Here is an 11597-nt window from a genome sequence, read left to right as displayed (position 1 = left end):
AAAAGGTCTACATCATAGAGAAATTAGACTGCAAAACTAATTAAAAATCAGAGAATTCCCAGTTTTTGGAAAAGAGATTTTTAAAGAGGATTGCGTATCTTCCATATTCTGCGTACTTTTGAAAGCATAAAACAATATTATCAATGAAAATACTTCATACCAGCGACTGGCACCTGGGACATACATTATATAATTATGACCGTAGCCACGAGCAACAAGCATTTTTGCAACAACTAACCCGCATCGTAGCAGAAGAAATGCCGGATGCAATGGTAGTGAGCGGAGACATCTATCACTACTCCACCCCATCGGCAGCCACACAAAAGATGTACACGGATGGTATGCTCGAAATTCACAGGGCATGTCCCGGAATGACAATTGTGGTAACTGCCGGAAACCACGACAGCAGTTCTAAACTGGAAATAGACAGCAGTCTATGGAACCATTTTGGTGTGAAAGTCGTGGGAAACATCGAACGTACCCGGGAAGAAGTGAATCTGGAAAAACATATCGTGGAAGTAATAGATGAAGCAGCAGCACTGAAAGGATATATCATTGCCGTCCCCCACGTCTATCCACAGAATTTCCCGATGCTGGACACTGAAACGCCACGCGAAGAACGGCAAGCACGTTTCTTCCAGGCATTGCTGGACGAAGTAGGAAAAATGAACACGGGAGGATTGCCCGTTGTATTAATGGCACACCTCTCCATAGAAGGCAGCGACCGGACGGGACATGACGAAACCGTGGGTGGAATAGAATACGTCCCCATCAGTTCCATGGGCGAAGGATACGATTATCTGGCACTCGGACACATTCATTGTCCGCAGAACATCAAAGGAAACGGACGGCATGCACGCTATTGCGGTACCCCCCTACCCGTCAGTTTCGACGAAGCTTATCCACACTCCGTATCTATCGTCGAATTAAAAGGACGGGAAGCGCCACAGATAAGGACAATAGAAATAGAAAATCCAATACCACTCGTCACCCTCCCCAAGGAACCGGTAGTCTTTGAAGAAGCCATAAAGTTACTGGAAGAATATCCGGACGATAAACCGGCTTATATCCGCCTGAATGTTCTGATAAAAGACTATCTGGCACCCGACTGCAATGAACGGGCATCGAATGCCGTAAGAGGAAAAAGCTGTAAATACTGCTATATCAAATCCAACCGTGAAAAACAAACTTCAGACTACATAGCCCGGCACATCTCCATCCAGGAAATGCAGGAAATGTCTCCACTGGAAATAGCCAGACTTTATTATCAGGAGGCAGAAGGAGAAGAGATGGACGAGGAACTCTGTGAACTGATGAGCAGTGTCGTACAGAAAGTGAGAGAAAAGAATAATCTGCGCTAATCCGTGTAATCTGTGGTGAACTATGAAACTTCAAAAACTGACTATAAAGAATCTGGCCTCGATAGAAGATGCCGTCATTGATTTTGAGAACGGCCCCTTAAGTGAAGAATCCCTGTTCCTGATCTGTGGTGAAACAGGCGCCGGCAAAACAACATTACTCGATGCCATTTGCCTGGCACTCTATAATGAAACGCCCCGCATGGAACGCACAGCAAATGAAAAGTACCGGGATGTAGGGCAAACGTTTTCTTCTAAAAAGGAAGATGTGGCTATAAACGACAGCCGCCAACTGATGCGACGAAATACCAGTGAAGCTTGGACAGAACTGGAATTTATCGGATCAAACGAAATACCTTACATCGCCAAATGGTACGTAGCCCGCGCACATCGGAAAGCATCCGGTGCCATTCAAGACACTAAATGGACGCTGGAAAACTGCAAAACCAATCTCCAACTCACCAAGAGAAACGAAATCAAAGCGGAAATACAAGAAGCCGTAGGGTTGAACTTCGAGCAATTCTGCCGCACCACCCTATTAGCTCAAGGAGATTTCACTAAGTTTCTTCAGAGCAAAGAAAGTGAGAAATCGGACATCCTGGAGAAACTGACAGGTACCGGAATTTATTCTGAAATAGGTGCAGGAATTTATGCCATAACGAAAGAAAAGCGCGTAGACTATGAGAATCAGAACCGGAAACTGGAAGGAATCCATTTGCTGACTGAAGAAGAAATGACCGGAATTAACGAAACAATGGCTGCATTAAGTAGCGAAATCAACGGAAATACCGGGCAAAAGAACATAGCAGCACTGAAACGTGACTGGCTGAAAAGAAATACTGAACTCACCCTTACTCAAGAAAGTCAACAGAGAATCTGGGAAGTGAAAAAAGAACAGTTACAATCGGATGACTTCCGGCAGAAAGAACTACTGATAAAGGATTGGAATCACACTGCGGATGCCCGCAATTGGCTCTCCTCTTTCAAACAGCAGCAGTGGCAACAAGAAATCAATGCCGAACAAACCGAAAGCTTGAAGCAGAATTTCATCCGCCTCAGTAGTGGCTGCGTTTGGCTGAAGGAGAATATGAAAGAGCAACAGGCAAAACTAATTCTTGCTGAAGAATATCTGCAAACCCATGCACCGTTCCTGCCCATGTTCGAGCAGAGCCAGTCTATCGTCACCGATTTGAATGCCGTGCTCTCCTCACATTCCCGCATCTCCATTTACGAAAAGCAGATAGTGGAATTGGTACGGCAGCAACCTGCCCAAGAGCAAGAACGCACAAATAAGGAGAATGACTTCAATCTGAAAAGCAAAGAGAATCAGATCAGGCAACAGGAAATAAACCAACTGAACGCACAGCTTGATTCCATGAACCGGAGTGCCTTGCAAGAAAAGAAAAGTACATTGGAGACTATCAAAGAGAATTTGCAGAAAGCTCAAAACGCCCTAATAGTACTGGAAGATAAAAAGACAGCTTTGGCCACAGCAGAGGAAAACGAGAAATCACTGGAAACCAATCTGCAAGCCGGCAAGAACCGGAACGGGAAACTTAAAAACGAATTCGACACTCAAAAGAAGGCGTACGATGACCTCAAAGAGCTTTATGACAAACAAAAAGAAGCTGTGGAGGAATGGGCCAAAGAAGCCCGTGCCCGTCTGTCCATAGGAGATATGTGTCCGGTATGCGGCCAGAAGATAGAGGTGCTCAGCAAGAACGAAGATTTTCAGTCGATGCTTGCCCCTATCCGGCAGTCGCTGGAAGCAAAAGAGAAAGAATACAAGGAAGCGGAACAAGCATTAAACAGCAACCGGGCAGAGGTCAAAACTTACGAGAATATGATAGCGAACAGCCGCCTGGCAACAGAAAAGACCCGAAAAGGTCATGATCTTGCCCGAACGGAAGCAGAAGAGCAATGCGGTCGGTGTTCTATCCCAAGCATCTCCGACAATACCAAAGAAATACTGGAAAAGTTATTTCAGGAGAATAAACTGAATCTGGAGAATGTCAATGCCAAACTAAATGAAATACAAACCCTCTCCAACCATATTTCCAGGCTGCAACATCTGAAGGATAATCACCAGAAAGCTGTGGAAGCCGCCCGGAATGCATTGGACACCGCCGACAAGAATCTGACAAAGCTGAAAAACGATATCACCAATAAACATTCACTGGCGGAAAGTGAAAAAGAGATTGTTCGTACTACGCTGGAACGCGTCAGTCCACTGATTCTTTGGGAAGGGTGGCAAACGGAGTGGCAGACCTCCCCTACCGCTTTTATCGAACGCCTACAGAAATCCGCAGAGCATTATAAACTTGCACAGAACAGACAGGCGGAATTAAAAACTGCCATCGCCCTCATCGATAAAGAACTGAGCAGCATATCCGCCACACAAGAACTGATCTGTACGGCTTTCCCTGAATGGAGGTATCTTACGGCAAAGGAAAAAATGGAAATCAAGAATCTGGGAATGGCGTGGAATACGCTGAATTCTGAAGTCGGCGGACTAAAACAGAACATCCTGTCTGTCCGGAAGAATCTCGATGAGCTACAAGCCAGCCTGACAGCATTCTATACCACACACCCGGATATGGACGAAGCACGCCTCATCGCTCTTTCCTCCTACTCCAACGAACAAATAGAATCTCTGCGTAGCGGACAGCAGAGGCTTAGAGAAGAAGAAGTGGCAGCACAGACAGCCTTCAGACTTACAACCGGCCAACTGGAAGAACACCAAAGTAAGAAGCCGGAAATGGAAGAAGAAGAAAACCTTGAAAGTCTGGATAGTCTTATCACTGCTTTGGATGAAAAGATCACAGCAGGCAATCAGACCCTCTTACGACTGAAAATCCAATTGGAAGAGAATGCGAAAAACATTGCCCGGATCAAAGATGAGAAGAAACGTGCAGACGAATTACGGGAGGTTTATCTGAAATGGGACCGCCTTTGCCATCACTTTGGTGACGAGAAAGGAACGAATTTCCGAAATATTGCCCAGAGCTTCGTACTGAAAGAATTGCTCAATGGAGCAAACTTCTACCTGCAACGCCTGACCGAACGTTACGAATTGGAATGTCAGGCAGGTTCACTCACCATTCTGCTGCGCGATTTATATCAGGGAGGTACGGCACGTCCGGCCTGTACACTGTCCGGCGGAGAGAGTTTCCTGGTTTCTCTGTCATTGGCACTCGGTTTGTCTTCACTCAGCCGGCATAGCCTGTCTGTAGATACATTGTTCATTGATGAAGGATTCGGAACTCTGAGCAGTGATTATCTGAACACAGTAATGGACACACTGGAGAAACTGCACCAGATGGGCGGCAAAAAAGTGGGTATCATCAGCCATGTAGAAGGACTGCGCGAGCGGATCAAGACCCAGATACAGGTGAAGCGAATTGATAATTCGAGAAGTGAAATCACAACAGTGAGGACACTATGAATTTTATTATGTACTTTTGTAGCAACTATTAATAGAAAAAGACAATGAAGAAGTTCATAAAAGGAGTCCGGTTTGCTCCTAAAAACTATTCCGACGAAGTAGAAGCGAAGATTCAACACTATAAAAAGGAAGGTTATAAACTACCGTCGCGCCACTTATTGCGCACCGAAGAACAACTGGCGGGCATCCGCGAAAGTGCCAAAATCAACACCGCACTGCTGGATTACATTTCTGCAAACATCCGCGAAGGAATGTCCACTGCGGAAATTGACCACATGGTTTATGAATTTACAACGGATCATGATGCAATACCTGCCCCTTTCATGTACGAAGGTTTTCCCAAAAGTGTATGTACAAGCATCAATGACGTGGTATGTCATGGCATCCCAAGCACGAAAGAGTTCCTGCGCAGCGGAGATATTGTGAATGTGGACGTTTCCACCATTTATAAAGGATATTTCTCGGATGCGTCACGAATGTACATGATTGGAGAAGTGAAGCCGGAAATGCAACGCCTGGTACAGGTGGCAAAGGAATGCCGTGACATTGGCGTACAGACAGCACAACCGTGGGCACGGCTTGGAGACGTCGGTGCAGCCATTCAGGAACATGCGGAGAAAAACGGATACAGTGTAGTACGCGACCTGTGCGGACACGGCGTAGGAATCAAGTTCCATGAAGAACCGGACGTTGAGCACTTCGGCAAGCGCGGTACAGGTATGCTTATCGTTCCGGGAATGACATTCACCATCGAACCGATGATCAATATGGGAACTTACGAAGTCTTCATTGATGAAGCCGACGGATGGACCGTCTGCACAGACGACGGACTGCCTTCGGCACAATGGGAAAGTATGCTTCTGATTACCGAAAACGGCAACGAGATATTGACTGAATAAGCATGGATATTGTTTTTCTAATTATCGGTCTTATAGTAGGTGTCGGCGTAGGGTATCTGATAGCCGGACGAAAAAGTGCCGCGTTGTCCGCACAACTGCAAGCCACCCGCGAACGGGAAGAACTGCTGAATCGTACGGTAGAAGAACGGATTGCACGTGAGAGAACCATCACAGCCGAGCGCCTGGCGGAGCAGGAAAAATCTTTCAATCTGAGACTGGCAGAGCAGCAGAAGCAATGGGAAGAGCGTCTGAAATTGCAAACTGAAGAAGCGGAAGCCTTGCACAAACGCATGAGCACGGAGTTTGAGAATCTCTCCAACCGCATTTTCAAAAGCAAGACAGAAGACTTCACCAAGCTGAATTCGGAGCATCTCAGCAATTTACTCCGCCCATTGGGGGAAAACCTGAAAGATTTCCGGGAAAAGGTAGAACAAGTATATGACAAAGAGTCGAAACAACGTTTCTCGCTGGAAGAACGCATCAAAGATTTGGTAGAACTGAACAACCGGATCAGCGAAGATGCCAACAACCTGACCCGTGCGCTAAAAGGTGACTCCAAGATACAGGGCAACTGGGGAGAAATGATACTGGAACGTCTGTTGCAAGCTTCCGGCCTGATAGAAGGCGAACATTACTTCCGCCAGGAATTCCTGAAAAACGAACAGGGTGAAATGCTGACCAACGAAGAAAGCGGTCAGAGAATGCAGCCGGATATTATTGTCAGGTACCCGGATGAGCGGGAAATGATTATCGACTCCAAGGTATCCCTGACTGCCTATGCCGCCTACAATTCCGCCGAAAACAAAGAGGAAGAGGCTCGCTGGTTGAAAGCACATCTGCAATCGGTACGGGCGCATGTGGATGAACTCAGCCAGAAGGATTATTCGCATTATGATGCAAAAGCACCGGACTTTGTAATGATGTTTATCCCTACCGAAGCTGCCTACCTGACGGCTATCAAAGCGGATACCAATCTATGGGAATACGCCTATAATAAAAAGGTGGTATTGATGAGTCCTACCAATCTGATCAGTGCGCTCCGCCTTTCCCTCGATCTCTGGAAACGGGAAAATCAAGTGAAGAATGTGCAGGATATTATCAAACGAGGTACATTACTTTACGAAAAGATTGCCGGATTTACAGATACATTCCTGCGCATCGGTGACAATCTGAGTGGATTGCAAAGAGATTATGACAAGGCTTACAACCAGCTTTCAGATGGCAACGGCAGTGTGGTAAGACAGGCCGAACTGCTGCGTAATATGAGTCTGACTCCTAAAAAACGAATATCAGCAAGACTGCTACCCAAAGAAGAGGAAACGGAGGAGGAAGAAAGTGGACAGGACAGATAGAGAATCCAAATTAAGATATATAAAACATGAAAATCCTAAAAGACCGTATCCTGAAAGATGGAAGATGCTACCCCGGAGGCATACTGAAAGTAGATAACTTCATCAACCACCAGATGGACCCTATCCTGATGAAATCCATCGGTGTGGAGTTCGTCAGACGTTTTGCCTCCACCCCAATCAACAAAATTATTACGGTAGAAGCCAGCGGTATCGCTCCCGCCATTATGGTAGGTTATTTATTGGAATTACCCGTAGTCTTCGCAAAAAAGAAAAAGCCGAGCACTATGGAGAACATGCTGGTTACTTCTGTCTATTCTTTCACCAAGCAACGCTCCTATGATGTATGTGTCAGTAAAGACTTTCTCCGTCCGGGCGACCGGGTACTTTTCATCGATGATTTCCTGGCCAACGGAAATGCTGCCAAAGGCATCATGGAACTTGTGAAACAGGCCGGAGCCGAACTGGTGGGCATGGGCTTCATCATAGAAAAAGCCTTTCAGCATGGAGGTGACGAACTTCGTGAGCAAGGTATTCATGTGGAGTCTCTGGCGATTATTGAGAGCCTTGACAATTGCGAAATTAAAATCAGGTAAAAGTATTTATCGTACATCTATAAACTTACAGCCGGCTTGTTTATGAATCAACAAGCCGGCTGTTTCGTTATAATCCGAGTATCTATTTTTATTCAGTAAAGCATTATTTATGGGATAAAGTTGTCCGAATAACTTCTTTCACATCTTCCACGATTCCCATAGTAACATCTTTATCAAACTTCAGTCCCACTGATAATCCATCGCTGTTGGCAACCGTTTGGTAATCCTTTAACTTCAATTCCAATTCCTGAAGAGAAGGATTCTTTATCACTGAGCTTGTACCCCCTTTCGGATACAAAGATACTTCTATGGGTAAAAATATATCCGAAGCCGTCTTATATTTAGAACTGTAAATCTTAGGTTCTCCAAAAGAAACGAATATAGGAAGCAAACTATCTAAACGAGCTTCGGAAACTCCGCCTAACTCTCCGGAAATTTCTCCACGAACTTGTAGATAAGCCTCTTTTATGGTGCGCAGGTAAGAAGTGATAGCGGTGGATGACGAACCACGGTCATATCTCACAAATAAACCAGGAACCTGCCTTTTATCCGTATTTGCAACTTTCCTATATTCTTTCCTCAAGAGATCCTTAAGACGGGCTGATAAGGTTTCCACATCATATTCCTTAATCAATTCCTGATTCAGCATCATCTTATTTCTCATATTTACAAAGAAACTATAAAAACGATCCGTTGATTTCTCAGTCTGAGACTCCATCTTTCCGCCCATAGCATCGTTCGCTTTACGAGTGAAGAAAGCCTCCAACTGTTGCAACTCGCTCTCCTGAACTGAATTTTGTTTCACACTCGCAGACGCGTTTATCGCCTGCCCCACTGTCTTCTTAACTTCCGGACGCGCAAATGCATAAAGCGTTCCGGCAGCTACGGGCACAAAAAGCAATAGCTTCAAACGCGCCCAATTGTTTGTTCTTCTTTTTAACATCATTGTGATACGATTTTTAAGTTTGCTGTGATTGAACCCGCAAGCCATAGAGTAGAGCCTTGCACCCACGGACTTCTTCACCAGCAAGAGTTGATATTCTGTTGCATCGATGCCATTATTAATAACGCCATTATCGGCTTCATATTCATGCACTTCACGAAGTTCACGCATCAGGAGCCATGCGGCAGGATTGAACCAATGGAATATAACGATACATTCCATCCAAAGTAAATCCAATGTATGTCTATGTTGCAGGTGCATTTGCTCATGCAACAGGATTTCTCCGGGGTTCCGTTCGTAATCCTCCTGTGACAGGACAATGGTATGCCCCCAACTGAAAGAGACTATCTTCTCCGGACAGATGACCAGCTTGTATTTCCCGTAATTACAGGCAGGATAGCTCCGGATAAGCCGACGCATACGGATGGTAGAAAGCAAGAGGAAAGCAAGCACTATCAAAGCCCCGATAAAATAACAACCGCCCAACAGCCAGATCACAGGAATAGTATGAATCACATTCGTACGATCTCCCTCTATACCCTCCCCTTTCTCTGCCATCAAAAGACTTGCTTCTTCAGACAAATGCTTTTCACCCGTTCCTCCTTCTCTTTGAACATCTATTTCCTTCTCAGTCAATAAATGTCTTACAGTAGTTATTGGCAACTGCAAGGTTGTATATTGAGGAACATCTATTTGCAGCAATGGAAGTAACGTACATGCCATCGTTCCTGCCAGCAACAAAAAACGGTTCGTACGGAACAGCGTATCTTTCCTGAAAAACAATCTGAACAGAAAGTACAGGATTGTCAGGCATAAGGTAGACTCAAATATATAAAACAATATAGTTCCCATGATCTATTTATTTGCCGGGTATAACTCTATTTCTATCTGTTCGACTTTTTACTTTCGATCTCTGCTATCAACGCTTTTAACTCGTCTACCGACATACCCTCTTCTTCAATAAATGTAGATACAACATTGGTATAAGAGTTATTATAGTATTGGGCTACTACGTCATTCAGTGCAGAACGCTTATATTCTTTATCGGAAACAGCCGCATAGTACTGATACGTGTTACCATAAGCCTTGTATTTCACAAAGCCTTTTTCCTCTAATCCTCTAACTAAGGTAGATACGGTATTATAATGAGGTTTCGGCTCTTCATAAAAAGCCAGCAATTCACGAACAAACATCGGACCATGTTCCCAGAACATTTGCATGATTTCCTCTTCTTTAGCAGTTAATCGTTTCATAATATTTTCAGGTTTATTGGGGTGAACAACGCAAAGATAGGAATTAGTTTTAAACAAACAACTAATACTATTAGTTGTTCAACTAAAAAAGGAAGTAGTTTAACTAATATTATTAGTAGATAGTAAATACACCTTATTATATATAGAAAAAGAGAAGAAGTATAAGGGCAAGGATTGTTTGCAGCAGAAGAGAAATCAAATACATTCAGTCCTGAATGTAAATTCATTATAAGAAACAAGATGTTTCATCATTTGAAACCAACAGTTTCACCGTTTGGAACTGAAAGTTTCATGCCTTGAAACTGAGAGTTCCATCGCTTGGAACTAATGGTTTCAAGCAATGAAACTTCTTTTGTAATACGAAGATAGGTTTCATACTCTTATTTATACTTTCTTTTTCTTTGGCAATACCTGGTTCAGTACCACATATCCCAGTATTCCGGCAATAATAGTACCACACAACACACCGAATTTAGCTTGGTTCAGCAGTTCCGGATAAGCATCAGAGAAAGAAAGGTTGGCTATGAACAATGACACCGTAAATCCAACGCCACCCAGCAATGACACGCCTGCAATATTTTTCCAGTTCATACCTTCGGGCATACGGGCAAGCCCGCTTTTAATAGTCAGCCAGGTGAAAAGATAAATTCCCAAAAACTTACCCAAAAGAAGACCTAAGCCAACAGCAAGACCTACATTTCCTATAACTTCTCCGCCACCGCTAAAAACAACTCCTGCATTGGCAAAAGCAAATAAAGGAAGAATGACAAAATTCACAGCTCCATGCAAGTTATCCTCCAAAGATTGTAAAGGACTTATCACACGATCCGAAGCCCGCTCCACTTGCTTTAATGTAGCAATCTGTTCGTTTGTCAATACAATGTTATCAGATTGTACCACCGGGAAAGAACTGACAATAGCCCGGATACGCCGGATATATTTACCCGCATCCAGCCGTGGACGGGCGGGGATCACAAATGCAAGTATCACACCGGATATTGTGCTGTGGATGCCAGATTGCAGGAATAAATACCAGATAATAATGCCAAAGAAAAGAAAGAAGATCTTCTGTGTCATACCAAACTTTCCCATATAATATAAGAATGCATAAAGTATGGCAGCTACAATCAAATAACCGTAAGCAACCTCGGAGCTATAAAAAATGGCAATCACCAGAATACCACCAATATCATCTACCACAGCAAAAGCAGTCAGGAAAATCTTCAGACTCAACGGTACGCGCTTGCCCAGCAGACTAAGCACTCCCAATGAGAAGGCAATGTCCGTAGCCATAGGAATAGCCATGCCTTGTGTTTCAGGAGTACCGGGAGTTACCAGAAAAGAATAAACCAAAACCGGAAATATCATTCCTCCACATGCTGCAATGAACGGCAGAATAGCTTTCCTGAAAGAGGATAACTCTCCTACCAGTAACTCGCGTTTTATCTCTAACCCCACAGCTAAAAAGAAAATCGTCATCAGACAGTCATTGATAAACTCAATCATGGTCAGATTATGACCACCATGCGAAAGCAAGTTAAAATCGCCAATACGCAAATGCAGTTCCTGCAACAGAAAGTCCTGATACACAAAAGACAGCGAAGAATTAGCCACAAGTGCAGCCAGAATAGCTGTCAAGAATAATAAGATACTCGCCACTACATTCAATGACGAAAAGTTTTTCACAGTACGTAGAATAATCATATATTCAATTTCAATATTAGATTTCCAAAGGATTCTCCGGTACCGTTAAA

The 11597-nt window shown here is 44.1% G+C and carries 8 protein-coding genes; 5 read left to right on the top strand and 3 right to left on the bottom strand.

All coding sequences use genetic code 11. From position 1 onward, the window contains the following. Positions 1-143 precede the first annotated feature (143 nt). The 5 genes from K429_RS0124135 to xpt are packed head-to-tail and all read left to right on the top strand — an operon-like array spanning position 144 to position 7647. Positions 144-1361 carry an exonuclease SbcCD subunit D gene (locus K429_RS0124135; protein WP_029328382.1) on the top strand — a complete coding sequence of 406 codons (1218 nt, stop codon included), beginning with the start codon at positions 144-146 and terminating at the stop codon, positions 1359-1361. A 22-nt stretch (positions 1362-1383) separates the two neighbouring features. Next, positions 1384-4803, top strand: coding sequence for an AAA family ATPase (locus K429_RS0124130; RefSeq protein ID WP_029328381.1), 3420 nt, complete (start codon positions 1384-1386; stop codon positions 4801-4803). A gap of 44 nt (positions 4804-4847) precedes the next feature. Further along, entirely contained in the window at positions 4848-5702 is an 855-nt protein-coding gene (map, locus tag K429_RS0124125) for a type I methionyl aminopeptidase (RefSeq protein ID WP_029328380.1), read from the top strand. A gap of 2 nt (positions 5703-5704) precedes the next feature. Next, positions 5705-7054 (top strand): DNA recombination protein RmuC, encoded by a 1350-nt coding sequence (gene rmuC / locus K429_RS0124120; RefSeq protein ID WP_029328379.1) that lies wholly within the window; start codon positions 5705-5707, stop codon positions 7052-7054. Positions 7055-7080: 26 nt separating this feature from the next. Then, a complete protein-coding gene (gene xpt / locus K429_RS0124115) occupies positions 7081-7647 on the top strand; it encodes a xanthine phosphoribosyltransferase (RefSeq protein ID WP_007213756.1) in 567 nt (188 codons plus the stop codon). Positions 7648-7750: 103 nt separating this feature from the next. Here the strand turns inward: xpt and K429_RS0124110 are convergent, their stop codons facing one another. The 3 genes from K429_RS0124110 to nhaA form a co-directional block, all read right to left on the bottom strand. Next, positions 7751-9442: a M56 family metallopeptidase gene (locus K429_RS0124110; RefSeq protein ID WP_029328377.1), complete on the bottom strand. Its 1692-nt coding sequence runs from the start codon at positions 9440-9442 to the stop codon at positions 7751-7753. 32 nt (positions 9443-9474) lie between these two features. After that, positions 9475-9843: a BlaI/MecI/CopY family transcriptional regulator gene (locus tag K429_RS0124105; protein WP_007213754.1), complete on the bottom strand. Its 369-nt coding sequence runs from the start codon at positions 9841-9843 to the stop codon at positions 9475-9477. A gap of 384 nt (positions 9844-10227) precedes the next feature. After that, positions 10228-11547 carry a Na+/H+ antiporter NhaA gene (gene nhaA, locus K429_RS0124100; protein WP_029328376.1) on the bottom strand — a complete coding sequence of 440 codons (1320 nt, stop codon included), beginning with the start codon at positions 11545-11547 and terminating at the stop codon, positions 10228-10230. Between the last annotated feature and the right edge of the window lie 50 nt (positions 11548-11597).

This window comes from Bacteroides sp. 14(A) (assembly GCF_000526555.1).
GTDB classification, from domain to species: Bacteria; Bacteroidota; Bacteroidia; order Bacteroidales; family Bacteroidaceae; genus Bacteroides; species Bacteroides cellulosilyticus.
The sequence above is the reverse complement of the archived record's forward strand: the minus strand, read 5'-3'. Positions and strand labels throughout refer to the sequence as shown.

Coding starts and splice junctions, on each gene's coding strand:
- K429_RS0124135 (WP_029328382.1), top strand. CDS start 144: ATGAAAATACTTCATACCAGCGACTGGCACCTGGGACATACATTATAT.
- K429_RS0124130 (WP_029328381.1), top strand. CDS start 1,384: ATGAAACTTCAAAAACTGACTATAAAGAATCTGGCCTCGATAGAAGAT.
- map (WP_029328380.1), top strand. CDS start 4,848: ATGAAGAAGTTCATAAAAGGAGTCCGGTTTGCTCCTAAAAACTATTCC.
- rmuC (WP_029328379.1), top strand. CDS start 5,705: ATGGATATTGTTTTTCTAATTATCGGTCTTATAGTAGGTGTCGGCGTA.
- xpt (WP_007213756.1), top strand. CDS start 7,081: ATGAAAATCCTAAAAGACCGTATCCTGAAAGATGGAAGATGCTACCCC.
- K429_RS0124110 (WP_029328377.1), bottom strand. CDS start 9,442: ATGGGAACTATATTGTTTTATATATTTGAGTCTACCTTATGCCTGACA.
- K429_RS0124105 (WP_007213754.1), bottom strand. CDS start 9,843: ATGAAACGATTAACTGCTAAAGAAGAGGAAATCATGCAAATGTTCTGG.
- nhaA (WP_029328376.1), bottom strand. CDS start 11,547: ATGATTATTCTACGTACTGTGAAAAACTTTTCGTCATTGAATGTAGTG.